Below are 23,405 nucleotides of genomic sequence, written 5' to 3' on the forward strand. Positions count from 1 at the left end.
CTTGGGTCAGTTTGCTGCTTCTACTGCTGGAGTTGCTGCTGCGCCTGCCAGCGCTCGAATAAATCCGGCCGGCGTTCGGCGGTGCGCTGCTGCTGCTGCTCAAGGCGCCAGCGGGCGATGGCGCCATGGTCACCGCTGCGCAGCACCGCCGGCACCTCCAAGTCCCGGAAGCTGGCGGGACGCGTGTAGTGGGAATGCTCGAGCAGCAGGGCGCTGTGGCTCTCCTCCTCCAGGCAGGCCTGGGTACCCACGGTGCCGGGCAGCAGGCGCACCACGCCGTTGATGATCACGGCCGCCGGCAGCTCGCCGCCGGTGAGCACAAAGTCGCCGATCGATACCTCCTCATCGGCTAGGGAGCGGATGCGTTCATCGAAACCTTCGTAGTGGCCGCAGATCAGCACTAGCTGGTCGTAGCCGCTGGCCCAGCGGCGTAGATCGCTCTGTTGCAGGGGTTTGCCCTGGGGGCTCATCAGCAGCACCCGCCGGTGCGGCAGCACCGCTATCGCCTCCACCGCCGCAAACACCGGCTCTGGTTTAAGCACCATGCCGGCGCCGCCGCCATAGGGCTCGTCGTCGACCTTGCGGTATTTGTCGGTGGCGAAATCGCGGGGGTTGTGGGTGTGGAGCGCGGCGATGCCGGCAGCAAAGGCCCGGCCGATCACCCCCAGGCCCAGCAGTGGCGCAAAGGCCTCCGGTGCCAGGCTCACCACATCGAGGCGCATCAGCTCAGCTCGCGGGCACGGTGGGCCGGCTCACCCGGCGGATCTCGGAGCTGAAGCTGGCCCGGCCGGGGCTGCCAGCAGCGTTGGTTTCCACCGTGGAGCGCAGTCTCAGATTGGGCTTGGTGAACCAGATCCGCTCGCGCACCTCCCGGCCATCACCTGTGATCACCAGCTCCAGGCTGCCATCGGGCCATAGCTGCCAGTTGCCCGCCTGATTACCGCTAAGGAAACAACCGTCGGCGCTGAACTGCAGTTCTTGGCTCACGCCATCTTTCGGGCCGACCCTCAAGCCGCCGGCTCCACCTGCTGCCTCGGGCTCCAAAAAGGCAACTACGAGTTCGCCGCGCTCGCTGCTGTGCCAGTCGTCGCGGTCTTCAGCGTCGAGATCATCGTCAGGCATCACCGCGCCCAGGCTGAACTTGCTGCGCAGGCTCATCCATTCACCGGCGCAGAGGCGCAGAAAGGCGCCAATTTGCTCGGGTGGAAAGGGTGGTTGGCTGCTGCTGATGTCGCTCATCGGACCATTCTCTCAGCTGCCCGTGTAGCCCAGTTCGCTCAAGCGCGCGGCGCTGCGGCGCCAGTTGGGCACCACCTTCACGAACAGCTCCAGATACACCGGCCCGTCGATCAATTTCTGCATCTGCTGACGGGCGCCGCTGCCGATCTCCTTAAGCATGCGGCCCCCTTTGCCGATCAGGATTCCCTTCTGGCTGCTGCGTTCCACCAGCACCGTGGCCAGCACTGCAGTGCGCGGCCCGTCGTCGACGATGCGCTCGATCTGCACCGCCACCGAGTGGGGAATCTCCTCGCGGGTGTGGTGCAATACTTGCTCGCGAATCAATTCCGCCAGCAGCAACTGCTCGGGCTGATCGCTCACCGCATCCGGTGGGTATAGGTGGGGGCCCTCCGGTAGGTCGGCGGCCAGAGCTGCCACCAACTCACTGGTGCCCGCGCCGTTCAAGGCGCTCACCGGATGCAGGGGCCAGCCCGGCACCAGCTCGGCGTAGCTCTGGGCCAGTTCCTCGGCCCGCTCCGGATCCACCAGGTCGTTTTTGTTCAGGGCTACGTGCACCGGCGCGCGGCAGTGCAGCAGCAGCTCCACGATGAAGCCATCGCCTCGGCCAGCGGGCTCGCTGCCATCAACGAGCAGCAGCACCACATCCACTTCACCGATGGCGCCTCGGGCGCTCTGCACCAGTCGCTCCCCCAGCAGATGGTGGGGCTTGTGGATACCTGGCGTATCTAGCAGCACCAGCTGGGCTGTTTCGGTGGTGAGGATCGCCCGCAACCGGTTGCGGGTGGTTTGGGCTATCGGCGAGGTGATCGCCACCTTTTCGCCTACCAGCTGGTTGAGCAGGGTGGATTTGCCCACGTTTGGCCGGCCGATCAGGGCCACGAAGCCGGAGCGAAAGCCTTCAGGGCTCGTGGGCAGGGCCGGGATGGTCGTAGGAAAATCCATAGGACCAGCCTGGCAGCCGGCAGGGCCAACCTTGTTGCTTGGGCGGAGTTCATAGGCTGGAACTCTGGTTGTGACCTATTCACCGCAATGACCGCTGCTGCCGAACCAACTTTTCAGCAGGCCATGGAGATCACGGCTCAGTGGCTGGCTTTGTGGGAGCACGGCGAACTCAGTGATGAAGTTCTGGCCGACCGGGTGGCTGAGCTGGTGGCAAGCCGCGATGGTGCCCGGGGCTTTTTTGTCGTGAGCCTGGCGGGCGACTGCCCTCTGATGGACCGCCTGCCCGAAACCCTGCTGCTGCAACTGCGGCTGGCAGGCGAGGGCGTCGTCGACCTTTCGGCCCGCAACCTGGCCATGAGTACGGCTATGGCCCTGCACCATCAACGTGTTGGCGATTCCAGCCAGCAGGGGGCTTCGGAGCGGGTGCAAGCCCGCTGCACCGAACTGCTGCGCAGCCTTGAGCCCCAGGCCGTTAAAGAGCGGCTGGAAATCCTGCTGGCGGCTACCGCCGGGAAGGGAGAAGACGTCGCCTTCCTGGATCGCTGGGGCTACGACGCCGAGCAGCGGAGCTCGATCGCCGCCGCAATCGAAGCGGTGGCTGAGGATTGAAACGGGCGAAGATGGTTTCAATGCCCCGCCGTCGCTTCAGCCCATGAATCGCCCATTGCCATCCCGGGCGTTACGCGTTCTGGCCACGGCAATCGGTGCCGCCGCTCTGCTGGCTCCAGCGCCGGCCAGGGCAATTGAAACCATCAATTTGCGGCTGCCCCTGCTCGAGACAAATTTCAGCATCAGGGTCGCTGAATTGCGCAGTCCCGAGGCCTTGATTGCCGGCGACAGCGACCTAGCCGAGCTCGACCGTGCCACCCGAGGCGAGATCGGCCGCAGGCTCAAGGCTGTGTTGAGCTCCAACCTGCCCCTTGAGGTCAAGGCGGTTATCCGGCAGGCCCAGGGATCGCCGCTACTTGATCAGGTGCTGCTGTTGGTGGGGGCCCTAGGCGACATCGATGGCCTGCCTGATCCCATCGATCCAGCTCAGTTTGAGCAAGCGATGGAGCGCTCTGCCGCTAAGGGGGGTATCAGCTTGTTGGATGTGATCGAGCAGCTACCAGGCCAGAGCGTCACGGTGGAGCTGGGCCGTTTGGGATTTTCAATTCAGCGCTTTCGTGACCAACGGCGCTCGGCAGAAAAGCTGATTGCCTCCCTGCCGGCGGTGGGCAGTGCTGGACCACTGCAGGAGGTAGGGCCGCTGTCTGTTGCCCGGCAGGAACTAAACATCGCCGTTGGCCATCGCCCGGAGCCGTTGGCTCTGGTGGTAGTCGAGCCAATGGGATCTGGCGCGGCGCCGAATCGACTGGTGGTGATTTCCCACGGGCTGTGGGATGACCCCAGCAACTTCGAGGGCTGGGCAGCCCACCTGGCTAGCCATGGCTACACCGTGGTGCTGCCCCGCCACCCAGGCAGCGATCAAAGCCAGCAGCGGGCCATGCTGGCCGGCAAGCAGGCCCCTCCCAGTCCCTCTGAGCTGGCCCTGCGTCCTAGAGATGTGTCGGCGGTGATCGATGCCGCCGCCCAGGGCCGGCTGGCTTTGCGCCGACCGGTGAACACCCAGGCGGTGCTGGTGGCAGGCCATTCCTGGGGGGCGACCACGGCGCTGCAGCTGGCTGGGGCCCGGCCCATCACCACCAAACTTCAGCAGCTTTGCGATGAGGTGCGCGACCCCTCCCGCAATCTCAGCTGGGTGTTGCAGTGCAACTTCGTTGGTTCGGCGGATAGCGCCGCTCTGGTCGACCCCCGCGTGACTGCTGCCATTGCGGTGAGTCCGCCGATGCGCTTGCTATTTGATGTCGATTCCGCCGGCAGCATGAAGGCGAAGGTGCTTGTGATCAGCGGCAGCCGCGACTGGGTGGTGCCGCCCGGGCCCGAGGCGATCGAGCCCATGGCCAGGGCCACCCGGGGCGGCGCCAGTGGCCATCGCTTGGTGTTGGCTGAGAACGCCGATCACTTCAATTTGCGTTCGCCCAGGGGCGAGGCCGGGGGCCCCTTGCGGGCCCTGCTGCTGGCTTGGTTTAACGCCGCTACCGGCTCAAGCCCAGCTAACCCGCCTGAATTGCCGCTTGCTGGTTGGGGCAGCCCAACCCATCCGCTGCGGGAAGTGACAGCGGTATTGCCCACGCCACCGGCTCAGCCATAAAAAAAGCGCCCCTTTGGGGGCGCTGAAATTGCTGGATTGAAGCTCAGTCGCGGCGACCACCGCCCTGCAGGGCAATGATCAAGCGCAGGATGAAGATAAACAGGTTGATGTAGGTGAGATACATCCCCAAGGCGCCGGCCAAGTATTGGTCGTCGCTGTAGGTGCGGGGCATTGTGTAGAAGTCGACAAAGGCTGCTCCCACGAACAGCACCGTGCCGAAACCTGCAATCAGCAGTTCAAACGTGCCGCCGCTGAACACGCCTGGGGCAAAAATTCCACCGATGATCTGCACGACCATGGCGATCAGCAGGCCGAGGATGCCCAGACCCACTACGCCGCTCAGCGCTTGGCCGATGTTGTCGCTCATGCGGCGGCCCACCACTGAGGCCACCACAAAAGTGATGCCCGTAGCCAGGGTGGCTGTGCCGATGGCGCCGACACCAGCGGCGCTTACGGCGTAGGCAACGATGCCGCTGAGGGTAAAGCCGGTGAGCAGGCTGTAGGCCGTCAGCAGCGGCAGAGCAGTGTTGTTGTTGCCCTTCAGGGCCACATTCTGGGCCACGAAGAACAGGATGAAGTTGCCGATCAGGGCCACCCAGAACAGGGGCATGAACAGGGCTGGGCTGCTGGCCATCAGGGCCAGGCCTCCCATCACCCCACCGGCGGTGAGCACCATGCCGCCGCCCACATAGGGCAGGGCCTTGTTGACCACATTGGGGCCAACTAGGGCGCTCGATTGGGCCTCACGAATGGCCTGTTGAAAATTGCTGCTGGCCGGCATGGCGCACCAGTGGTTTCGAAGTTTCTATATCCTGCCAGCGATCTGCAGGCAACGGGAGACCCTGCTGGTGCTCGTTGGTGCGGATCTCCCTATCGGGATGGGCTCAGGTTTGGCACGTGGGCTTCAGGACTTGTCACCAGCCTGGTGGTTTGAGCTGGGCCAGAGCCCCGCCGCGAGCACCGCAACGCCGGTGCCGATGCATGATTCAGCCAAGCGCAGCAGGGCATTTAGCCCCGGGCTCAGCTTTGGATCCAGGCTGCCGGTGACCATCACAACGATCACGGTGATAGCTGCCAGGCGGCCATGGCTGGGCACATTGATCGCTGCGCAGAGCGCAACTGTGGCGAAGATTGCCACGGCCATGCCCAGAGGGTGAAAGGGCAGCAGCGTCAGGTAGATGGCACTGGTGCCGGCGCCGATGGCTGAACCCACAATTCGCAGCGAGGCTGAGGAGGTTGTCTCCCTGCGGGTGGCCTGGGTTACCACGATCGCGGAGATCGCCGACCAAAGCCCGCCGATCTTGGGTAGGTAGCCCGGGAATAGATTCGTGAACCAATAGCCGAGCATGTAAGCCACCAAAGCCGCTATGGCGATTTCTGCGGGGATGCGCAGACGCTCTGCTTTGTTCATGGTTCAGGCTCACTGCACTGGCTATCGAATCGCCTTTTAACGGCAGGCGCCAGCTTGGTGGCATCACGATCGGCATAGGCCTCCACCAGCCGCTGCACTAACGGGTGGCGCACCACGTCAGCCGCGGTGAGCTCGCAGATCGCCACCCCCTCCACCCCTTGCAGCACCTGGGCAGCTTCCTGAAGGCCGCTCTTCACCCCATAGGGCAGGTCCACCTGGGTGGGATCGCCGGTTACCACCATGCGGGAGTGTTCCCCCAGCCGGGTCAGCACCATCCGCATCTGGGTGGTGGTGGTGTTTTGGGCTTCGTCGAGGATCACAAAGGCGTCGGCCAGGGTGCGGCCGCGCATGTAAGCCAGAGGCGCCACTTCAATCACCCCTTTTTCCAGCAGGGCACCGGTGCGCTCGGCGCCAAGTAGGGCGTGCAGGGCGTCGTAGAGGGGGCGCAGGTAGGGATCAACTTTCTGCTGCAGATCGCCCGGCAAAAAACCGAGCCGTTCGCCCGCCTCCACCGCCGGGCGGGTGAGCACCAACCGCTCGACCTTGCGCTCGGTGAGCATGCGCACCGCCTGAACGGCGGCCAGAAAGGTTTTGCCCGTGCCCGCCGGGCCGAGGGCAATGGTGAGGTCGTGGCGCTCCATAGCTTCCACGTAGGTCTGCTGGCGCAGGGTGCGCGGGCGCAGCAACTTGCCACTCTGGCTGCGGGCCAGCACTTGGCGGCCCAGTTGCTGATGCTCCGCGCTCCTGCCGGTGTCGAGGGCCTGCAGGGCTACCCGCACATCCACTTGGGTAATGGCTTGGCCTTCCTGCCACAGGGGGCGAAGCAATTCCACCAACGCCGCCGCCCGCTCCAGTTGGCTGGGGGGAGCCTGAATGACCAAATCCAGCCCCCGCAGCACCAACGAAGCTCCGGTGAGGGCTTCGAGATGACGCAGGGTGGATGATTCGGCATCACCTGCCAGGGCTAGAGCCGCGGCAGGATTGGGCAGGGGAATGGCAAAGCTTGTAGGCCCCTTTGGCTCTGCCACAGGGCGAAAGCTCAAGCTTCGGCGGTAGCGGCGGCTTCCGTAGTTGCTTCTTCCGCAGCAGCAGCTTCAGCAGCGGCCTTGGCTTCGGCGGCAGCAGCAGCTTCTGCAGCTTTGGCTTCAGCTGCTTCCTTGACAGCTTGCTTGGCTGCAGCTTCGCGGGCATCAGCCTGCTTTTGCTTGCCAACAACCTCGGCAGGGCGCACTGTCTTCTCGATCAGACCACCCTTCTCCAGCAAGGAGCGCACAGTGTCGGTGGGTTGGGCCCCATGGCTGAGGCGAGTGCGGATCGCCTCGGTGTCGAGACGGGTCTCTTTGGTACGGGGGTTGTAGAAGCCCAGCTCCTCAAGCGGACGTCCGTCGCGGCGAGAGGTGCTGTTTGTGGCCACGAGGCGGAAACTCGCTTCCCGCTTCTTTCCAAACCGCTTCAGGCGGAGCTTGATCATCGTGGCCTTGCGCTAGGTGTCCAAACAAGCAATGTACCCGGTCGGGTGCTCATAGCTGCCCGAACCCCTTGCGTTTCTTGGCGGGCTTGGCAACTCTTTGCCCCGCCCCACCGCCACCCATGGGACCGGGCATGCCGGGCATTCCGGGCATACCCCCCATTCCGGGCATTCCTGGCATCCCGGGCATGCCGCCGCCGCGGGTCATCTGCTGCATGAAGCCGCGCATCTTCTGGAAATCGGCCAGCACCTTGTCCACCTCGGCCGAGCTGTGGCCGCAGCCAGAGGCGATGCGGCGCCGGCGGGAGGGTTGGGAGGCCAGCAGCTCCGGTTGCTGGCGCTCGACCTCAGTCATTGAGCCAATCATCGCCTCGATCTTCTTGAGCTGAACCTCGCCTTGCTGGAGCATGCCGTCGTCAATTTTGTTCATGCCCGGGATCAGCTTCATCAGCCCGCCCAGGGAGCCCATGCGCCGGATCATGCGCATCTGCTGCAGAAAATCGGAGAAGTCGAAGCTGGCTTCCTGGAGTTTTTGCTGCATGCGGGCCACGTCGGCCAGCTCCACCTCCTTGGTGGCCTTCTCCACCAGGGTGAGCACGTCGCCCATGCCGAGGATGCGGCTTGCCATCCGCTCGGGATGGAAGGGCTGGAGCGCCTCTACCTTCTCGCCGGTGCCGATGAACTTGATCGGCGCACCGCTCACCTTGCGGATTGAGAGGGCTGCACCGCCGCGGGAGTCGCCGTCGAGCTTGGTGAGCACGGCTCCGGTGATGCCCACCTGCTCGTGGAAGGCCCGGGTGAGATCGGCGGCCTCCTGGCCGATCATCGAATCCACCACCAGCAGCACCTCGTCGGGCTGCACGGCCTGACGGATCCGCACCATCTCCTCCATCATCGACGTGTCGATTTGGAGTCGGCCGGCGGTGTCTACCAGCACCGTGTCGAAGCCCTCCTCGCGGGCCTTGGCGATGCCGGCGGCGGCGATGTCCTCGGGCTTGGCATCGGTGCCAAGGCTGAATACCTCCACGCCGATTTGGGCGCCCAGGGTTTTCAGCTGCTCAATGGCGGCAGGTCGGTAGACGTCTGCCCCCACCAGCAGGGCCTTGCGCCCCTGCTCCTTGAGGTGCAGGCCGAGCTTGGCGGTGGCGGTGGTTTTGCCGGCGCCCTGCAGGCCGGCCATCAGCACCACCGAGGGTGCACCGGGCTTGCCACCTGCGGCCAGGGGGGCGTTTTCGCCGCCCATGGTTTCAACCAGCTGCTCGTGCACCAGCTGGATAAATTTCTGATCCGGGCTGACGCCCCGCACCACCTCGGCGCCCACGGCCTTGCGGCGCACCTCTTCAACGAAGTCCTGAACTACCGGCAGGCTCACATCCGCCTCCAGCAGGGCTCGACGCACCTGCTTGAGCGCGCCTTCCACGTTGGTTTCGGTGATTGCGGCCTGCCCTCTCAGGCTCTTAACCGCCTCTTCAAATCGCTGCGAAAGCTCGTCAAACATCTCGGTGCCACTCCGGGGCCAGGGGTTGGGGCCTGGGCCCCATATTCAAACGATCGTAAAAACCAGTCCGGCTGGTCAAGGAGCTTTCTGGAAGCTCACCAGGCGCCAGATACCCCCGTCGCGGCCAAATACGTAGAGGTTGCGAAGCTTCATCTTGCTGGGCTCGCCTTGAGGATCCCCCTTGGCGTTGAGCCGCTGATCGGTGTAGCTCAGCCCCACCGTGGCGGCGATGCGGTTGGCGTCTCGCTCGTTGATCACCAGATTGGTGATGTTGGTGCTGATGGTCTGGGTTTCGCCGCGGGCCTGGTCGGCGTCGCGCTCTGAGGCAAGTCGATCCAGCTGACTTGGCCGGGCCAGCACTTCCAGGGGAATGCGACTGTCTTTGCCTGCCAGGATCGCTGCCTTGGCGTCGAGCCATGCTTCGAGCAAGGCCTGCACCTGGGCTTCGCTCGGCGCTTCCTCCCGCAGGGGCAGGCTGGGCTCGGCGGCAAGGGTGGCCTTGACGGGAAGGGGGGGCTTGCTGGGAACAGCAGGTGGGGCGACCGGTTGCACCACGATGGGAGTGCGACCTGGGCCGGGGGCGGGAGAGCGCAGCCTCACAAACGAGGCGACGGCCAGCAGTGCCACCCCGGCTGCCACTGCCACTCCGGTAGTTGTGCGGCGCGACGGCCACTCCCACGGCAACTGCAACTGCCACTGGGGCATGCGCTCCATCCAGGAGGCAGGACCATGGCTATCCCAGGCTTCGCGCAGGCTCTCGAGCCAGGCCGTCCCATCCCAGTCCCACTGCTCGTCTTCGTCTTCCTGTTCCAGGAAGCCGCCGCTGGCGCTGGCTGGGGCCGCGCTAATCGGGGCAAGACCCAGGTCCCAGGCAAGGGCGCTTTCGGCGGTCGCTGGCAATCGCTCTGAGGGGCTGTCGTGCTGCTCGACGTAGGCCTGTACGTCGCGGTCGGCGAAGTAGGCCTCCAGATCCGGATCAGCCTCCAGATCGCGATAGCCGGGCAACACATCACGCGCCAGCCAGTCGCGGCAGTAGGCGCAGAGTTGGGCTAGTGAATCGCTGCTTTGCTGCTCGGCCCAGCGCTTCAGCTCAGGGGTTGCGCCCTGCTCGAAGGCGCTGCGGGCTTTGTCCACCTGACCAAGCAGCAGGTGCAGGCAGGCCAGCAGCGGTTGTAGTCCGTCCTGACCGCTGGCCTCCAGCCGCTCGCGGGCCGCGGCGATGCGCTCGGGCTTGCGTTGGGCAAAGCCGGAGGCGGTGAGGGCGGTGCTTGCCAAAAAGTCGGCAGCCGCAGAGGCATCTGCCCAGCGACTGAACAAATCCACCTGCTCCTGCACCGTCAGGAAGGCACGGATCTGCTTAAAAAAGGCCTGAAATTCCTCCGGGCCCATTCTCGGGTCACCGAAACCCTCCAGTCCGCCCCGGCGGGCCACCAGCTCTTCAAGCAGGGTCAGACCCTCGGCCCTTTCCGCCTGGGCCGTGAGGTTGCGGCTGAGTAGGTCCAGCACTCGGTAGGGCCGCAAACCATCGAGCTCGTCGCTGAGTTGCTGGCGAATGGCTGGTAATTGGCCCATCCGCTGCAGCAGCTGCTGGCCCTGCTGCAGGGTCTGGGCGGCGGCCTCGTAGCGCCGCTGCTGGTGCAGGTCGACGGCGGCCGCCAGACAGCAGAGGCCAGCTAGCAGGGCCAGGTCGGCCTCGCGGCTGCTGCCCAGCGCTGGCGTCTGAGGTGGCTGCAGGGCCCGGTAGGCGAGCTCGAAGCTTTCGAAGGCTTGACCCGCTTCGAGCAACAGCAGCAGGCCGCCCACCTCCTTGCTGGTGGGCACATCCAGGGCAGGCATCAGCGCTGGCCCGCTACCGGCTAGCGCCGTCAGGTCGGATTCGTAGGCTTGGCGCCGGCTGCTGTCGCTGAGCAGGTCGGCGCTGGCGCGTAGTAGTTCCTCACGGGCTAGCAGGGTTTCCTGGGTAAATCCCTGATCTGGCGCCCGGTCGATGCGTTGCTGCAGGGTGCGCAATAGGGATTGCAAGTCCGTGGTCGGGTTGACTCCGAGCAACCGGAAATGATCGATCGGCAGTTCCAATCCAGGCCCTTCACTGGTGGCTGACTGTAGGCAGGGTCAGCGGTTGTGGCACAGATTGTCAGCTGCTGCGCGAACAGACCTCGTACAGTTGGGCAATGACGCAGGCGGACATGGGCCACGACATTGCGGCGGCACCTGGATCAGCTTCTGGAGCACCGACCTGTTCAGCCGACGTCACCAGTTTGGTGGGGGCTCACGCTGAGCGCCTCGAGAACCTTTACCCATCCGTGCCTGCCACGGTGAATCGCGAGGAGGGCTTGATGCTCTACCGCGATATGACCCTGGGTCGGCGCTTTGAGGACAAGTGCGCGGAGATGTATTACCGCGGCAAAATGTTTGGCTTTGTGCACCTCTACAACGGCCAAGAGGCCGTAAGTACGGGCGTGATCAAGGCGATGAAGCTGCAGCACGACTGGTTTTGCAGCACCTACCGCGACCACGTGCACGCCCTGAGCTGCGGCGTGCCGGCCCGCGAGGTTATGAGCGAGCTGTTCGGTAAGGAAACCGGCTGCAGCAAGGGCCGCGGCGGCTCCATGCACCTTTTTTCCAAGGAGCACCACCTACTGGGGGGCTATGCCTTCATCGGTGAAGGGATTCCCGTGGCCCTAGGAGCTGCCTTCACCAGCCGCTACAAGCGCGATGCCCTGGGCGATGCCAGCAGCGACTCTGTTACCGCTGCCTTCTTCGGTGATGGCACCTGCAACATTGGCCAGTTTTATGAGTGCCTAAACATGGCGGCGCTTTGGAAGTTGCCGATTCTGTTTGTGGTCGAGAACAACAAGTGGGCCATCGGCATGGACCACAACCGCGCCACCAGCGATCCGGAGATTTGGCGCAAAGCCGCTGCCTTTGGCATGGCCGGAGAGGAGGTGGATGGCATGGACGTGCTGGCGGTGCGTGCCGCCGCCCAGCGGGCCGTTGAGAGGGCCAGGGCCGGAGAGGGCCCCACCCTGCTGGAGTGCCTCACCTACCGCTTCCGCGGCCATTCCCTGGCTGACCCCGACGAGCTGCGCGAAGAGGCCGAGAAGGAGTTTTGGGCCAAGCGCGATCCGATCAAATCCCTTGCCGCCCGCTTGATCGAGCAGGGATTGGCTACGGCCGAGGAGCTCAAGGCGATCGAGAAGGAGATCGATGCCGAAGTGGCTGATTGCGTCGAATTCGCCCTAGCGGCTCCCGAACCCAAGCCGGAAGAGCTCACCCGCTACATCTGGGCGGAAGACTGATACCCGTGCCTTAAAGCGTGGTGGGAGTGCGGCGGGTGAGGTTGCGCAGCTTGCGCAGGGCTTTGAGTTCTACCTGGCGCACCCGCTCCCGGGACACATCGAGCCGCCGGCCGATCTCCGCCAGGGTTTGACGCTCCTCTCCCTCTAGCCCGAAGCGCAGTTGCAGCACCTGACGCTCTTGGTCGCTCAAATGGCTCAGCCAGCGCCCTAGCTGCTCTTGATGGATGCCCCGCTCCACGCGGTCGAGGGGCTCCTCCTCGGAGGAATCGGCGATCAGATCGCCCAGGAAGCTGCGGCCTTCATCACCGTTTACAGGCGCATCCAGGCTCGAGGTGGTGAGGGACTGGCGCAACAGGCCATCAAGCTCTTCGATCGGGATGGCCATGGCCTCGGCGATCTCCTGGCGGCTGGGCATGGCGCCGAGCTTGTGGGCAAGCTCGAGGCTCACCTTGCGAATGGTGGTGAGGCGCTCGCTGAGATGCACCGGCAGACGAATCGTGCGCGACTGGCAAGCGATCGCTCGGGTCATGCTCTGGCGGATCCACCAGAAGGCATAGGTAGAAAACTTATAGCCACGGGTGGGATCAAATTTTTCAACGGCCCGCTCTAGTCCCAGCGAACCTTCCTGGATCAAGTCGAGCAGCTCGAGACCCTTGCCTTGATATTTTTTGGCAACACTTACAACTAGGCGCAAATTGGCCTTCATCATGCGCTGCTTAGAGCGCTTGCCGATGCGCAGCAATTTCTTTTCTAGGTCGCTGAGCTCCCGGTCTCCCTCCTCCGTGAGGCGCATCATTGTTTGCACCTGATTGCCGAGTTCGATCTCTTCAGCTGGCGTCAACAGGGGCTCCCGCCCGATCGTGGCCAGATACCAAGTAATCGGGTCGCTACTTCTACGGCGACTGCTTTCGCTGACCCTCGTCGGGGATGAGGTCATTGGTACGCCTATCGATGGAGTCGACTATCGAGGCAAATTCGGCTCTAAGAGGGTGTTTTCAGCAACCCTTTAGCTTTCACTTGCAAAACAACACAGAAGCAGCCCTGTCCTGGTCTGACATTTGCTGATTTCCGTGTTGTGATCAACACAGCTGAGCCAGATTTTCTGCCACCTGCATTGGTGTGAAACCGTTCTCGGCCTTTTCCCCCCGTCGCCCAGCCTGGGCGTGGGCCAGTGCTGCGGCGGCGAGCCAGGCGGCGTCGGCGTTGCCGCTGGCGGCTAGGGCCATAGCTCCTATGCCGGCGGCGTAGCCAGCCAGTACGTCTCCGAGTCCTGTTCTGGCACTGCCGGGGCTGGCTTCAAGCAGTTGCCAGCGGCGGCCATCGGGGGCTGCCACGATGCTGCGGGCCCCTTTGAGCAGCACGCAGGCCCCACTGCTGCTGGCCGCCTGGCCGGCTGCCTCCAGGGCGGTGCTGCCAGCTAGCTCGGGGAAAAGGCGGGCAAATTCGCCGGGATGGGGGGTGATCCAGGTGGGCCCCTGACGCTGCTGGAGCCACTGGCTTGCCTGCAGACCCAGCCCTTGGCTCACCGGCCCCGCTAGGTGGTTGAGGCCATCTGCATCCAGCACCAGCAGCCCCTGCCAGCTCAGTAGCTCATTCCAGCTTGGCGGATTGGGCCAGCAGTTGGCCTCCCCCAGGCCGGGCCCGACCAGCAGGGCATCCAGCCGCTGGGGATCGAGTTCGGCTGGGGGATCGAGGCTCAGCACCACTTGTGGGTGCTGCTGCCAGATGCTGCTGGCCAGGGCCTCGGGCAGGGCGGCCCGCAGGCTGCCGCAGCCGCTGCTGCTGGCGCCGGCCAGGGCCAGGCTGGCGGCCCCCCGATAGCTATCGCTGCCCGCCACCACCAGCAGCCGGCCGCGCTGATATTTCGATGCCGCCGGGTTGAATTTGGGTTTGGGTCGTGCCGCCAGGTCTCGCTCCCCCAGAGCCAGGGGCACGCTTATAGGAAGCTGCAGCAGCAGCGATGGCGGTAGGCCCAGATCTACCCAGTGCAGCCCCCCCACAGCCTCTAGGGCCCCGTCTTGAACCAGGCCGGTCTTGATGAGGCCGATTGCATAGGTGCTGATGGCCTGGGCCGTGTATGAGCCGGTGGCTTGGCCGCTGTCGGCGCAGAGGCCCGTGGGCACATCAATCGCCACCAGCGCACCAGGCCGCTGGCGCTGGCGCTGCCGCAGCAGGGCTTCGATCGCCTCTCCAGGCGCCCGCCGCTGGCCGCTGCCCAGCAAGGCATCGATCCAGAGGGCGGCACTGCTGGGATCGGGGCTGGCCTCCAGCCGGGGAATGCCAAGCCACAGGGCGTGGCGCAGGTGGGCGGCGCTGAGCGGCTTGTGGCGCTCAAACGGGCTCCAGATGGCCGTTGAGATGCCGGCCAGGTGCAGTTCCCGGGCGATCACCAGCCCATCGCCGCCGTTGTGGCCTGGCCCCACCAGCACCAGCGCCCCATGGCGCGCCAGCCGCTCGCCGTGTTGCTCCAGCAGCAGCCGACTCACCGCCAGGGCGGCCTTCTCCATCAGGGCTTCCACCGGCAGGCCGCTGGCGAAAAGTTGCTCTTCCAGCGCGGCCATCTGGGCGCTGTTGACCAGCAGGTGGCGGCCATTGCGCTCCGGCCAAGGGGCTACGGCGGAAGGCTCTCCCAACCCCTTTAAGGCATCTGGGTTTCATGATGGGAGTACTCCCGCCAGCTGTCTGCCCTTTGCCTGCTCCAGTGGCTTCTTCCGCTTTTGTGCCGCCTGCCTCTACGCCCGCTGGCCAGGCCGCTTTAGAGCGGCTGCGGGCCTGGCCCGGGGAGCATCGCGTTGCGGTGGGCCTCTCAGGCGGCGTTGACAGCTCCTTGACGGCTGCCCTGCTGGTGGAAGCGGGCTGGCAGGTGGAGGGCCTCACCTTGTGGCTGATGAGTGGCAAGGGTGCCTGCTGCGCCGAGGGCCTGGTGGATGCCGCCGGCATCTGCGAGCAACTCGGCGTGCCCCACCACGTGGTGGATTTTCGCGAGCACTTCCAGGCCCAGATCGTTGATTTTCTGGTGCAGGGTTATCAGGCCGGCGTGACCCCACTGCCCTGCTCTCGCTGCAATCGGGAGGTGAAATTTGGGCCGATGCTCCAGTGGGCTGAAAGCGAGCGGAGCATCGGCCGGCTCGCCACGGGCCATTACGCCCGGGTGCGCCATGGCGCTAACAGCGACAACGGCCGTCACCAGCTGTTGCGCGGCTTAGATGGCCAGAAGGATCAGAGCTACTTCCTCTACGACCTCCCCCAGGAGGCCCTGGGCCGGTTGGTGTTTCCCCTCGGCGAGCTCACCAAGGCCGACACCCGGCTGGAGGCGGAGCGCCATGGCCTGCGCACGGCCCAGAAGCCCGAGAGCCAGGACCTCTGCCTGGCCGACCACCACGGCTCGATGAAGGCCTTTCTCGATGCCTACCTGCCGCCGCGCCAGGGTCAGATCGTGCTTACCGATGGCACGGTGGTGGGCGAGCACGACGGCATTGAGCATTTCACGATCGGCCAGCGCAAGGGCCTGGGGGTGGCCTGGAGCGAGCCGCTGCATGTGGTGCGCCTCGATGGCGCCATGAACCAGGTGGTGGTGGCTCCCCGCGCTGGTGCGGCCCGGGGCGAAGCGTTGGTGGGGGCGGTGAATTGGGTGTCGATCGAGCCACCTACGGGGCCGATGGAGCTGGAGGTGCAGGTGCGCTACCGCAGTGCACCCGAGCCGGCCCGGCTGATTCCCTTGCCCGCCAACGACGCCGATAGGGCAGCCCTGCGGCCCCACCGGGTGCGGTTGGAGTTTGCCGAGGAGCAGTTTTCGATCACGCCTGGTCAGGCGGCGGTGTTCTACGCCGGTGAGGTGCTGCTCGGTGGAGGCCTGATTCAGTCCTGAGCCCAGCCAGTCCTGAGCCCAGCAAGTCACCAGTAGGGGTCGCTGGCTAGCTCCACCGTTAGCGAGCCCGAGCGGCTGGCGGGCACCGTGGCGATGCAGGCCCGCACCACCTGGCCGTTGACTTCGATTTCGCAGGCGCCGCAACTGCCGCCCAGGCAGCCGGTGGGGATCAGAAAGCCTGCGGCCTGGGCTGCCACCAGCCAGTCACAACCAACGTTGCAGCTGCTGGTTTGGCCGTTGGGCCAGTGGATGCTGGTGGTGGAGGCGGCCATTTAGGGGCTCAGCAGGGGTTCGAGGTTCACGTGGGCCTCAAAGGCATCGGCGAGTCGCTCTAGCAGGGCGTCTCGCTGCCGGCTGTGGTGGGGCGGGTTCTCCGGCAGGGCAGCCAGGCCGCGACGCTGGCGAAGTTGGTTGAGCCAACGGCGCCGCCAGGGACCGCTCTCGAACACCCCATGCAGGTAGGTGCCAGCCACCAGGCCGCCCGCTTCGCCAAAGCTGCACCAATGGCCCAGGTCTGGATCGCTGGCGAGGGGCTGCAGGGGGCCGGTGGTTTCGATGGGGCTGCTGAGGCCGCGATGCAGCTCGAATCCCTCCAGGTTCAAGCCCTCGCCGGGCCAGCGGGCCGTGCTTTGGCGCTGGCGCAGGGCCTTGCGGCCGCCGAAGCAGGTGCGTAGCGGCAGCAGATCCAGACCGGCCACCACCTCCCCGGCGGCGCCATCGCCGCCCTCCAGGCCCTGCGGATCCAGTAGCTCCCGGCCCAGTAGCTGCAGGCCGCCGCAAATCCCAAACACCTGCCCCCCGCCGGCGACGTAGCTGCGCAGCTCCTGCCCCAGCCCAGCTCGCTGCAGGGCCGCCAGATCCCGCAGGGTCTGCTTGCTGCCCGGCACGATCACCGCATCGGGGCTTCCCAGCGGCTCCCCCGGCGCCAGCCAGCGCAGCTGGACGCTGGGTTCGGCTTCGAGGGGGTCGAGATCGGAGAAATTGCTCAGCGATGGCAGGCGCAGCACGGCGATCTCCAGCTCGGCGCCGCTTTTGCGGCCGCGGCGCTCCAGTAGATCGAGGGAGTCTTCTGGCGGAAATAGCTCGTCGAGCCAGGGCATCACCCCCAGCACGGGGATGCCGGTGTGGGCCTCCAACCAGCGGCGCCCCTCGTCAAACAGCTCACGCCGGCCGCGGAAGCGGTTGATCAGCAGGCCGCGGATCAGGGGTCGCTCCACCGGCCGCAGCAGTGCCAAGGTGCCCACCAATTGGGCAAACACACCACCGCGCTCGATGTCGGCCACAAGGATGCAACGGGCCCGCAGAAATTGGGCTAAACGCAAATTTGTGAGGTCCCGTGATTGCAGGTTTACCTCCACCGGGCTGCCCGCCCCCTCCAGCACCAGGCGCCCCCCCGGATGGGCCGCCTGCAGCTCGCTCAGGCCGGCGCGAATAGCCGCCCAGCCCGGCCGGAACCAGTCGCGGTAGTAGTGCTCGGCGCGGGCCAGCCCCACCGACTGGCCCAGATGGATCAGCTCGCTGGTGGAGTCGCCCTGGGGCTTGAGCAGCACCGGATTCATGCTGTGGTGGGGCTCCAGGCCGGCGGCCCAGGCCTGCAGCGCCTGGGAGTAGGCCATTTCACCGCCCACCTGGTCCACCCAGGCGTTGTTGCTCATGTTCTGCCCCTTGAAGGGCAGGGGCGTCTCGCCGCGGCGGCGCAGCACCCGGCAGAGGGCAGCGGTCATCAGCGACTTGCCAGCCCCGCTACTGGTGCCCAGCACCATCAGGGGCCGGGGAGAGAGCTGGCTCATTCGTTGGCCCGGCTGTGGTCTGCAAACCACCGTTCCAATTCCGACCAGGGAAGTTCGCCTGCCGCAAGCCGTTGAATCGTCACAACAACACTCTCATTGCTGGCTTGAAAGCCGAAGCTATTTAGGCCCAGGAACACAACGGCCACGAGAAACCCACTCCGTTTGTTCCCATCGCTGAAGGGGTGGGCGCGCACAAGAGCCTCGGCGTAGGCAGCGGCCAGTTGGGGGATTGTGGTCAGCTCTCCGTAGACCCAGCGCTGCCTGGGCCTGGCCAGGGCAGATGCCAGAGCGGTCTCGCTGCGAACGCCCCGAAGTCCACCATGCTCCAGGGTCTGCTGGTGGTGGATGGCTTTCACCGCTATGTCAGGCACCCATCGTGGTTCCTGGATGTCGCTCAATGGGCCAATTCACGCAGGGCTGGTTGGAACTGGCGCGCCGCATCTGTTGCGAGTGCCAGCGCTTCCTGCACGGTGGGATCGAAGGGGGAGAGCAGGATGCCGTGCTCTGTTTCGATTGCCTGCACGCGATCTCCCGGAGCCAGGTGAAACCGGCGGGCCATCTCGGAGGGGATCGTGGCGCTCACAGAGCCGCCAGCCTGGCGAAGCGTGACTTCTGTTGGCATCACCCTATGGCAAGTAGCACTTCAATGCTACGAGCTGCTGGCGTTCACAGTCTGGGCCGGTGGCGGCGCAGCCAGTGCTGCAGGCGTACGGGGCCGCTGGCGCCTGGAATCTCGCCAGGCCACTGGGCCAAAACTTCGCGTCCCATGGGAGTGAGCCGCACCCGCTCGGTGAGGCCCTGGCCGTCCACTTCGCGTCGCAGCACTCCGAGCTGGATCAGCCAGATCCAATGGGCTTCAACTCGATCGGCACTCGCTGCTCCCTGGCAAAGGCTCTGGAGGTCGTTCCGGCGGCAGAGCTCGCTGCCGCTGAGAGCCCGATCGTTCACCTCCACGTAAAACGCCCGCCTAAATGGCAGGCAGCGCATTGCCTGGCTGGCCCTGGACAGGGAGCGTTTGTTTTGAAGCAGGGGGTCGATAGCGGCGGCTTCCCGGTGTTGCATAGAAGGATTCTCCCTGACCCCATGCTCGTGCTCGCCTCCGCCTCCCCCGCCCGCCGGCGCCTGCTGGAGCAGGCCGCCATTGCCCACCGCGTGCAGGTGAGTGGCGTGGATGAAGACGCGATCTACCACACCGATCCGGCCCAGTTGGTGCAGCTGCTGGCGAAGGCGAAGGCTCAGGCGGTGCGCGATGCCTGCACCGACGCCTCGATCACGGCGGTGTTGGGCTGCGATTCAGTGCTGGCCTTTGAAGGGGAGGTGTTCGGCAAGCCGATCGACGCTGCTGAAGCCATCGCCCGCTGGCAGCGGATGGCTGGTGGCTGGGGGGAGCTGCACACCGGGCACTGTTTGTTGGCGGTGGGTGCAGCGCGGGAGTGTCCAGCTCTGGATATCCATGGACATCCGACCACGGAACGCCTCGCGACCATCACCACCCGCGTGCACTTCGCGCCGCTCACCGCCGCAGAGATCGAGGCCTACGTGGCCACCGGTGAACCGCTGCAATGCGCTGGGGGCTTCGCTCTGGAGGGGCGCGGTGGTGCTTTGGTGGAGCGGATTGAGGGCTGTTTTTCGAATGTGATCGGCCTCAGCCTGCCGCTGATACGTTTATGGATGGGGAGGTTGACATCTCAATGATGACGTCCTCGCCAGCCTGTGGCTTCCAGCCCGTTGTGCAGAGCTCAAACTTTGAGCATTGGCGCGACCACTTGCAGCAGCAGCTTGGGGAGTGCCGTGTGACTTGCACGGCGCATGACCAGGAGACGTTTCAAGCCAGCATTCGTGTGGCACACGTCGGCCCACTCAGCTTGGTGGAGCTGCATGGTGATGGAGGTGGTTTGGAGCTGTTGCGCTGCCAAAGTGCGGATCTTGCTGTGCTTTGGATCCCGGAGCACGGCACCACGCTGGAGCAGCAGGCTGATCAGCCTGATCCACTGATCAGCAGTCCCGGTCAGGGCCTCTGGATTGCTCCAGCTGCAGAGCTGCAGGGCCAAACACCAAAGCGCTCCAGTGGGGTGTCGATCCTCCTCCCACGGGCGCTGTTGGCGGTCTGGTCCGACCAAGGTGGAGATACGAGCCTGCTGGATCCCTTCCGCACTGTGCGCCAGCCCACGGTGGTGGCCCTGCTGCGACAGGCCCGTGCCTTGATCGATGCGGCACGTTTGCATCCCGAATGGCTCGACCACAGCGCAGGAGAGTTCTGGCGGGCGTTGGTGAACCATCGCGATGCGGTGGGGAGTTGCGCGCTGCCACCGCCAAGCCCCGATCTCACCGATCGGTTTCTCCAACTTGTCCAAAAGAAGCTGAAAGCCAGGCCTGCACATCGCTTAGGATTGCAGGCCATGGCCTTGGAACTGCATTGCTCTGCACGAACCCTGCAGAACCATCTCCGATCCGATCTGGATGCCACACCACGTGAGATCTGGACGGCGCTTCAGGTGCAGCATCGCTACCCGGCGTGAGGCCATGTGCTTCAGATCGGCACGCCTCTGTTGCCATGGGCATTGCTCCCTGGCTAAGGCCTGGGTATGCCCTGTTTGCCTCCGATGAAGTCCATCGCTCTCTTCGTGTTTGGAAACCTCCTGGTTGGTAGTGGATTGGCGTTAAACGCCTCTGCCATGGAGCCAATGCAGCTCTCCATCGCTCCGGTATCAGTGGATCAGCCTGTCGCCGCGGAGCAAAGCCACCTGCAGACTGCATCCTCACAGATGCGCAGTGGCGTCACCCGCGATGGTGATCTCCCTCTGGAATTCAAGAAGCCCACTGGCCCGAAGGCCCATCACGTGATCAATCTGAGCTTTTAGGCGTTTGATCACTCAGCCCCAGCAGCTGCTGCACGGTTTGAAGAATCTTGCGGCTGCTGCTGGCCACGCGTTCGAGGTCTTGCAGCGTGCTGAGCAATAAGGGCTGGCTTTGCTGCAGGAGTTGCTGAGCCTGGCGGGAGGTTTGCTCGGCGCTGCTGCCGGTTGAACGCAGCTGTTGCAATGTCTGCCGCAGCTGAGGTGTGGTGGTTGCCGTTTCCCGATCCAATGTGGAGGCCAGCTTGTTGATCCCGCGAAGGGTGGCGGGGATCTCATGGCTGGTGAGGCGTGTTGTGTTTTTGAGCGTCGCCAGCAGTTCGGTTTGCGTGTCGATCAGGCGGCGCATCAGGTTGTTGATCGCCACAGGTTGCACATAGGGCAAGGTGCGCGCTGCGAATTTGGCGCCAGGTTCAGTGGCCTGTGGATCCGCGCTGATGATCACGAAGTGATCACCCACAACGCCTTCTTGGCCAAGGCTGGCCATGCTTTTGGGGCCAATCAGATCAGCATGCCGTTCTTGCACCCGCAGGGTGACTTTCACCTTGGCGTTGGGTTCGAGCTGTAGGGCCTGCACCTTGCCCACGGGGATGCCTGAAATGCGCACGTCCTGCCCGGAACGCAGCCCTTCGGCATTGCTGCTCACCAGATGCAACAACACCCAGCGTGTGCCCCATTGCTGTTCGCGTGCCATCCCCACCACCAAGGCAACCGCCAGCACCAGGCCGGAACCCAAAAACACATAGCGCTCGCGCAGGCTGTTAGGGGGGATGGTGGGGCTCATTGCGGGCTTGCGCTCAGGTGCAAGGGATCGATCACGCTGATCCATAGCAATTTGAGTGATAGCAGCAAGAGAAATCCTTCGGCGAGCTGATCGCTCACCAAGAGGCCTGGATCCTGGCCGCGCTGCAGAGCACGCCGGCTACGCCATTGGCACCACCCACTCATTACGGCAAGAAACACGCCTGCCCGCAGGCACGAGCGGGCGACATCCGGCAGCAGAACTCCATAAAGCAGATCGCGAAATTCACCTACCAGATCGCTACGCGGTGTTCCCAGCACCCCGCCACACATCGCGGCTGCCAGAAACAGCAACTGGAGCAGAGCACCCACAAGACCTGCCGCTGCGAGCCTCTCAACGCGGTAAGCGTCTCCAACGTCTTGAAGACGCTGGATCCAGCGGGGCAGGAGCAGTGCCAGCGCAAACAGCGCCACCATCATGGGCCCGACCAGCTGCAGCACTAGCAGGATTAACAACTCCAGGCTGAAGCGGCTGGTTTGTGCCAGTGGCCCGCTGGCCAGCTGCACAATTCCAAGGCCCACCACGAAGCCCGCGACAATCACAGGACCACCGCAACGCTCGCCATAGCGCTCGGCCAGCTTGGCCATCGCGGAGAGGCTTTGAAGGCCAGCCATCGCTTTCATGATTCCCTTGATAGTTCCGTGATGCGCATGCACTAGGCACGGCTGGTCACTCAATCACGCCATCGCTGATGAAGCTGATGTGTCGGCCTAGGTAGCTCTTATTGGAAAAGAGAATTGAGCAGGTTGCCGAGGGCATTGCCAACAGCTGCATCGCGGTTGCTGCTGGAGTTGCGGTTGGAATTCTCCTGGGTGGCCACCAGCTTGTAGTCGCCGAAGCGGAAGATACCGGTGTTGCCGTGGTCGATGAAGGTCACCGGCCAGGTGCCGCCGAAACCATCACGAGTCTGGAAGCCCCCACCCACTTGCTGGAAGGTGTAGGTGTTGCCGTTCTGAAGTTGCACCTCGTAGCGGTTCTGGCCGCCCTGGCTCACCTGCTTGAGTAGGCAGGGGCCGTCGTAGACGCGTTGGCTACCGCGGCTGAGGCTGCAAAGCCCTGTATCTCGGCTCACCTGGGCCTGGCCGGGCCTGGTGCTGGAGCCGAACAGCTGATTGGTGAGTCCGGCTGCCACGTTGCGTTCACCCCATCCGTCGTTCCAGCAGGTGCGCTTGGCCACGCTGCAGGCCTGGCCAGTGCTCAGGCGGAAGTCGCGGCTGCTGGTTTGGCTGAGGTTTTTGGAGAGATGGTTGGCGGCCTTCTTGCCGTAAACGTCGGAGGTGATCCCGATGGAGGGGCCGTAGCTGTCGTAGCAGGTTTTACCAACCGAATCGCACACCACCCCGGGGCGCGGGTAGGTCAGGCCGGCAGGTTGGGCCAGGGCTCCGCTGCTGATGACTAGTGGCAGGGTTGCAGCGAGTAGCAAGGTTGTTCTGCTCATGGGCTGATGGCGCGACGCAATACTCGAACACTAGAAAGCAGCGTCTCGTTTGGCTTGTCTCGTGCTGAGTCTTGCGCTGGCTTTACCGCCCCAGCTCGGCAGAATGAAAGCACTCCTGGGCACTGGTGATGGCTGCAGCACGCAATCCATGGCATCTCGCAATTGTGGCTGCAGCCTGTTTTGGTGCGGCAGTTGGCTGGCAGCCGCTGGCTCGGGCGGAGACACCGCAGGCCCTGGCCATCCTGCTGAAGCAACTGCAGGCCAAGCCGATGGGGCTCTATGACGGTGTTCGCTTATTCCGTATTGCCCAGCCTGGAGGTGGATCACTCACGCTCACTGTGAGCTGTGCGCGCGAGCAATGGCGCGTGCAGAACAGCGACAGCGCCAAGGGGCGGCCCAGTTTTTACGACACGCCTTTTCTCTCTGCCAAGGGGATTGCCCGCACCTCGGTGTGTACAGCTCCTGCGCGGGTGCTGGAGTAATGGCCTGGGGGTGCTAGGTGACGGGGTCAACGCAAAGCTGATGCGGCCCACTGCAAGCAGTTAATCCACATGCCGAATGCACGCTATCTAAGGTGAGTGTCTTTAAAGACAGTTCAACT

The 23,405-nt window shown here is 64.5% G+C and carries 27 protein-coding genes; 8 read left to right on the plus strand and 19 right to left on the minus strand.

Annotated features, from left to right (window positions below; translation table 11 throughout):
• Positions 1–20: 20 nt before the first annotated feature.
• The 3 genes from trmD to era are packed head-to-tail and all read right to left on the minus strand — an operon-like array spanning position 21 to position 2,181.
• Positions 21–722 (minus strand): tRNA (guanosine(37)-N1)-methyltransferase TrmD, encoded by a 702-nt coding sequence (trmD, locus tag U9970_RS02710; protein ID WP_322765187.1) that lies wholly within the window; start codon positions 720–722, stop codon positions 21–23.
• 4 nt (positions 723–726) lie between these two features.
• Positions 727–1,239: a phycobiliprotein lyase gene (locus U9970_RS02715; RefSeq protein ID WP_322765188.1), complete on the minus strand. Its 513-nt coding sequence runs from the start codon at positions 1,237–1,239 to the stop codon at positions 727–729.
• A gap of 12 nt (positions 1,240–1,251) precedes the next feature.
• Positions 1,252–2,181 carry a GTPase Era gene (gene era / locus U9970_RS02720; RefSeq protein WP_322765189.1) on the minus strand — a complete coding sequence of 310 codons (930 nt, stop codon included), beginning with the start codon at positions 2,179–2,181 and terminating at the stop codon, positions 1,252–1,254.
• 87 nt (positions 2,182–2,268) lie between these two features.
• Here era and U9970_RS02725 point away from each other — a divergent pair, with 87 nt between their 5' ends.
• A complete protein-coding gene (locus U9970_RS02725) occupies positions 2,269–2,790 on the plus strand; it encodes a hypothetical protein (RefSeq protein WP_322765190.1) in 522 nt (173 codons plus the stop codon).
• A 43-nt stretch (positions 2,791–2,833) separates the two neighbouring features.
• Complete coding sequence (locus tag U9970_RS02730; RefSeq protein WP_322765191.1) at positions 2,834–4,375, plus strand: alpha/beta hydrolase family protein; 1,542 nt, start codon at positions 2,834–2,836, stop codon at positions 4,373–4,375.
• 43 nt (positions 4,376–4,418) lie between these two features.
• Here the strand turns inward: U9970_RS02730 and U9970_RS02735 are convergent, their stop codons facing one another.
• From U9970_RS02735 to U9970_RS02760, 6 genes are all read right to left on the minus strand, one after another.
• Entirely contained in the window at positions 4,419–5,156 is a 738-nt protein-coding gene (locus U9970_RS02735; protein ID WP_322765192.1) for a Bax inhibitor-1/YccA family protein, read from the minus strand.
• Positions 5,157–5,279: 123 nt separating this feature from the next.
• Positions 5,280–5,786: an FUSC family protein gene (locus U9970_RS02740; RefSeq protein ID WP_322765193.1), complete on the minus strand. Its 507-nt coding sequence runs from the start codon at positions 5,784–5,786 to the stop codon at positions 5,280–5,282.
• Positions 5,783–6,829 carry a PhoH family protein gene (locus U9970_RS02745; RefSeq protein WP_407653066.1) on the minus strand — a complete coding sequence of 349 codons (1,047 nt, stop codon included), beginning with the start codon at positions 6,827–6,829 and terminating at the stop codon, positions 5,783–5,785. The genes U9970_RS02740 and U9970_RS02745 overlap by 4 nt, the downstream gene beginning before the upstream one ends.
• Entirely contained in the window at positions 6,826–7,257 is a 432-nt protein-coding gene (gene rpsP, locus U9970_RS02750; RefSeq protein ID WP_322765194.1) for a 30S ribosomal protein S16, read from the minus strand. The genes U9970_RS02745 and rpsP overlap by 4 nt, the downstream gene beginning before the upstream one ends.
• Positions 7,258–7,306: 49 nt before the next feature.
• On the minus strand, positions 7,307–8,752 hold the full coding sequence (gene ffh / locus U9970_RS02755) for a signal recognition particle protein (RefSeq protein ID WP_322765195.1): 1,446 nt from the start codon (positions 8,750–8,752) through the stop codon (positions 7,307–7,309).
• Positions 8,753–8,827: 75 nt separating this feature from the next.
• Complete coding sequence (locus tag U9970_RS02760) at positions 8,828–10,828, minus strand: IMS domain-containing protein (protein ID WP_322765196.1); 2,001 nt, start codon at positions 10,826–10,828, stop codon at positions 8,828–8,830.
• Between the two features lie 95 nt (positions 10,829–10,923).
• Here U9970_RS02760 and pdhA point away from each other — a divergent pair, with 95 nt between their 5' ends.
• The gene (pdhA, locus tag U9970_RS02765) at positions 10,924–12,051 is read left to right on the plus strand and encodes a pyruvate dehydrogenase (acetyl-transferring) E1 component subunit alpha (protein WP_322765197.1); all 1,128 of its coding nucleotides are present in this window, start codon (positions 10,924–10,926) and stop codon (positions 12,049–12,051) included.
• A gap of 10 nt (positions 12,052–12,061) precedes the next feature.
• Here pdhA and U9970_RS02770 read toward each other — a convergent pair whose 3' ends face one another.
• Positions 12,062–12,988 (minus strand): sigma-70 family RNA polymerase sigma factor, encoded by a 927-nt coding sequence (locus U9970_RS02770; protein ID WP_322765198.1) that lies wholly within the window; start codon positions 12,986–12,988, stop codon positions 12,062–12,064.
• A gap of 142 nt (positions 12,989–13,130) precedes the next feature.
• On the minus strand, positions 13,131–14,684 hold the full coding sequence (locus tag U9970_RS02775) for an NAD(P)H-hydrate dehydratase (protein ID WP_322765199.1): 1,554 nt from the start codon (positions 14,682–14,684) through the stop codon (positions 13,131–13,133).
• Between the two features lie 23 nt (positions 14,685–14,707).
• On the opposite strand from U9970_RS02775, the gene mnmA reads away from it, so the two are divergent.
• Positions 14,708–15,919, plus strand: coding sequence for a tRNA 2-thiouridine(34) synthase MnmA (mnmA, locus tag U9970_RS02780; RefSeq protein WP_407653067.1), 1,212 nt, complete (start codon positions 14,708–14,710; stop codon positions 15,917–15,919).
• Between the two features lie 26 nt (positions 15,920–15,945).
• On the opposite strand, the gene U9970_RS02785 is transcribed toward mnmA, so the two are convergent.
• The 5 genes from U9970_RS02785 to U9970_RS02805 all read right to left on the minus strand — a co-directional run bounded on the left by U9970_RS02785 (position 15,946) and on the right by U9970_RS02805 (position 18,771).
• A complete protein-coding gene (locus tag U9970_RS02785; RefSeq protein WP_322765201.1) occupies positions 15,946–16,191 on the minus strand; it encodes a 2Fe-2S iron-sulfur cluster-binding protein in 246 nt (81 codons plus the stop codon).
• Complete coding sequence (locus U9970_RS02790) at positions 16,192–17,682, minus strand: cobyric acid synthase (protein ID WP_322765997.1); 1,491 nt, start codon at positions 17,680–17,682, stop codon at positions 16,192–16,194. It abuts the gene before it with no gap.
• Between the two features lie 23 nt (positions 17,683–17,705).
• Positions 17,706–18,080: a type II toxin-antitoxin system death-on-curing family toxin gene (locus tag U9970_RS02795; protein WP_322765202.1), complete on the minus strand. Its 375-nt coding sequence runs from the start codon at positions 18,078–18,080 to the stop codon at positions 17,706–17,708.
• A 23-nt stretch (positions 18,081–18,103) separates the two neighbouring features.
• Positions 18,104–18,268: an AbrB/MazE/SpoVT family DNA-binding domain-containing protein gene (locus tag U9970_RS02800; RefSeq protein ID WP_322765203.1), complete on the minus strand. Its 165-nt coding sequence runs from the start codon at positions 18,266–18,268 to the stop codon at positions 18,104–18,106.
• A 107-nt stretch (positions 18,269–18,375) separates the two neighbouring features.
• Positions 18,376–18,771, minus strand: coding sequence for an Npun_F0494 family protein (locus U9970_RS02805; protein WP_322765204.1), 396 nt, complete (start codon positions 18,769–18,771; stop codon positions 18,376–18,378).
• Between the two features lie 21 nt (positions 18,772–18,792).
• Here U9970_RS02805 and U9970_RS02810 point away from each other — a divergent pair, with 21 nt between their 5' ends.
• The 3 genes from U9970_RS02810 to U9970_RS02820 all read left to right on the plus strand — a co-directional run bounded on the left by U9970_RS02810 (position 18,793) and on the right by U9970_RS02820 (position 20,570).
• Positions 18,793–19,404 (plus strand): Maf family protein, encoded by a 612-nt coding sequence (locus U9970_RS02810; protein ID WP_322765205.1) that lies wholly within the window; start codon positions 18,793–18,795, stop codon positions 19,402–19,404.
• The gene (locus U9970_RS02815; RefSeq protein WP_322765206.1) at positions 19,404–20,228 is read left to right on the plus strand and encodes an AraC-like ligand-binding domain-containing protein; all 825 of its coding nucleotides are present in this window, start codon (positions 19,404–19,406) and stop codon (positions 20,226–20,228) included. The genes U9970_RS02810 and U9970_RS02815 overlap by 1 nt, the downstream gene beginning before the upstream one ends.
• Before the next feature lie 84 nt (positions 20,229–20,312).
• Positions 20,313–20,570, plus strand: coding sequence for a hypothetical protein (locus U9970_RS02820; RefSeq protein ID WP_322765207.1), 258 nt, complete (start codon positions 20,313–20,315; stop codon positions 20,568–20,570).
• On the opposite strand, the gene U9970_RS02825 is transcribed toward U9970_RS02820, so the two are convergent.
• From U9970_RS02825 to U9970_RS02835, 3 genes are all read right to left on the minus strand, one after another.
• Positions 20,554–21,348, minus strand: a complete 795-nt coding sequence (locus U9970_RS02825) for an MlaD family protein (RefSeq protein ID WP_322765208.1) — start codon at positions 21,346–21,348, stop codon at positions 20,554–20,556. The genes U9970_RS02820 and U9970_RS02825 overlap by 17 nt on opposite strands.
• Positions 21,345–21,953, minus strand: a complete 609-nt coding sequence (locus U9970_RS02830) for a hypothetical protein (protein ID WP_322765209.1) — start codon at positions 21,951–21,953, stop codon at positions 21,345–21,347. Before U9970_RS02830 ends, U9970_RS02825 begins: the two co-directional genes overlap by 4 nt.
• 134 nt (positions 21,954–22,087) lie before the next feature.
• Positions 22,088–22,804, minus strand: a complete 717-nt coding sequence (locus tag U9970_RS02835; protein WP_322765210.1) for a YcgJ family protein — start codon at positions 22,802–22,804, stop codon at positions 22,088–22,090.
• Positions 22,805–22,932: 128 nt separating this feature from the next.
• On the opposite strand from U9970_RS02835, the gene U9970_RS02840 reads away from it, so the two are divergent.
• Complete coding sequence (locus U9970_RS02840) at positions 22,933–23,286, plus strand: hypothetical protein (RefSeq protein ID WP_322765211.1); 354 nt, start codon at positions 22,933–22,935, stop codon at positions 23,284–23,286.
• The last annotated feature ends 119 nt before the right edge of the window (positions 23,287–23,405 follow it).

It is taken from the genome of Cyanobium usitatum str. Tous (genome assembly GCF_963920485.1).
GTDB lineage: Bacteria > Cyanobacteriota > Cyanobacteriia > PCC-6307 > Cyanobiaceae > Cyanobium_A > Cyanobium_A usitatum_A.

Coding starts and splice junctions, on each gene's coding strand:
- trmD (WP_322765187.1), bottom strand. CDS start 722: ATGCGCCTCGATGTGGTGAGCCTGGCACCGGAGGCCTTTGCGCCACTG.
- U9970_RS02715 (WP_322765188.1), bottom strand. CDS start 1,239: ATGAGCGACATCAGCAGCAGCCAACCACCCTTTCCACCCGAGCAAATT.
- era (WP_322765189.1), bottom strand. CDS start 2,181: ATGGATTTTCCTACGACCATCCCGGCCCTGCCCACGAGCCCTGAAGGC.
- U9970_RS02725 (WP_322765190.1), top strand. CDS start 2,269: ATGACCGCTGCTGCCGAACCAACTTTTCAGCAGGCCATGGAGATCACG.
- U9970_RS02730 (WP_322765191.1), top strand. CDS start 2,834: ATGAATCGCCCATTGCCATCCCGGGCGTTACGCGTTCTGGCCACGGCA.
- U9970_RS02735 (WP_322765192.1), bottom strand. CDS start 5,156: ATGCCGGCCAGCAGCAATTTTCAACAGGCCATTCGTGAGGCCCAATCG.
- U9970_RS02740 (WP_322765193.1), bottom strand. CDS start 5,786: ATGAACAAAGCAGAGCGTCTGCGCATCCCCGCAGAAATCGCCATAGCG.
- rpsP (WP_322765194.1), bottom strand. CDS start 7,257: ATGATCAAGCTCCGCCTGAAGCGGTTTGGAAAGAAGCGGGAAGCGAGT.
- ffh (WP_322765195.1), bottom strand. CDS start 8,752: ATGTTTGACGAGCTTTCGCAGCGATTTGAAGAGGCGGTTAAGAGCCTG.
- pdhA (WP_322765197.1), top strand. CDS start 10,924: ATGACGCAGGCGGACATGGGCCACGACATTGCGGCGGCACCTGGATCA.
- U9970_RS02770 (WP_322765198.1), bottom strand. CDS start 12,988: ATGACCTCATCCCCGACGAGGGTCAGCGAAAGCAGTCGCCGTAGAAGT.
- mnmA (WP_407653067.1), top strand. CDS start 14,708: ATGATGGGAGTACTCCCGCCAGCTGTCTGCCCTTTGCCTGCTCCAGTG.
- U9970_RS02785 (WP_322765201.1), bottom strand. CDS start 16,191: ATGGCCGCCTCCACCACCAGCATCCACTGGCCCAACGGCCAAACCAGC.
- U9970_RS02790 (WP_322765997.1), bottom strand. CDS start 17,682: ATGGTGCTGGGCACCAGTAGCGGGGCTGGCAAGTCGCTGATGACCGCT.
- U9970_RS02800 (WP_322765203.1), bottom strand. CDS start 18,268: ATGGCCCGCCGGTTTCACCTGGCTCCGGGAGATCGCGTGCAGGCAATC.
- U9970_RS02805 (WP_322765204.1), bottom strand. CDS start 18,771: ATGCAACACCGGGAAGCCGCCGCTATCGACCCCCTGCTTCAAAACAAA.
- U9970_RS02810 (WP_322765205.1), top strand. CDS start 18,793: ATGCTCGTGCTCGCCTCCGCCTCCCCCGCCCGCCGGCGCCTGCTGGAG.
- U9970_RS02815 (WP_322765206.1), top strand. CDS start 19,404: ATGACGTCCTCGCCAGCCTGTGGCTTCCAGCCCGTTGTGCAGAGCTCA.
- U9970_RS02820 (WP_322765207.1), top strand. CDS start 20,313: ATGAAGTCCATCGCTCTCTTCGTGTTTGGAAACCTCCTGGTTGGTAGT.
- U9970_RS02825 (WP_322765208.1), bottom strand. CDS start 21,348: ATGAGCCCCACCATCCCCCCTAACAGCCTGCGCGAGCGCTATGTGTTT.
- U9970_RS02830 (WP_322765209.1), bottom strand. CDS start 21,953: ATGGCCAAGCTGGCCGAGCGCTATGGCGAGCGTTGCGGTGGTCCTGTG.
- U9970_RS02835 (WP_322765210.1), bottom strand. CDS start 22,804: ATGAGCAGAACAACCTTGCTACTCGCTGCAACCCTGCCACTAGTCATC.
- U9970_RS02840 (WP_322765211.1), top strand. CDS start 22,933: ATGGCTGCAGCACGCAATCCATGGCATCTCGCAATTGTGGCTGCAGCC.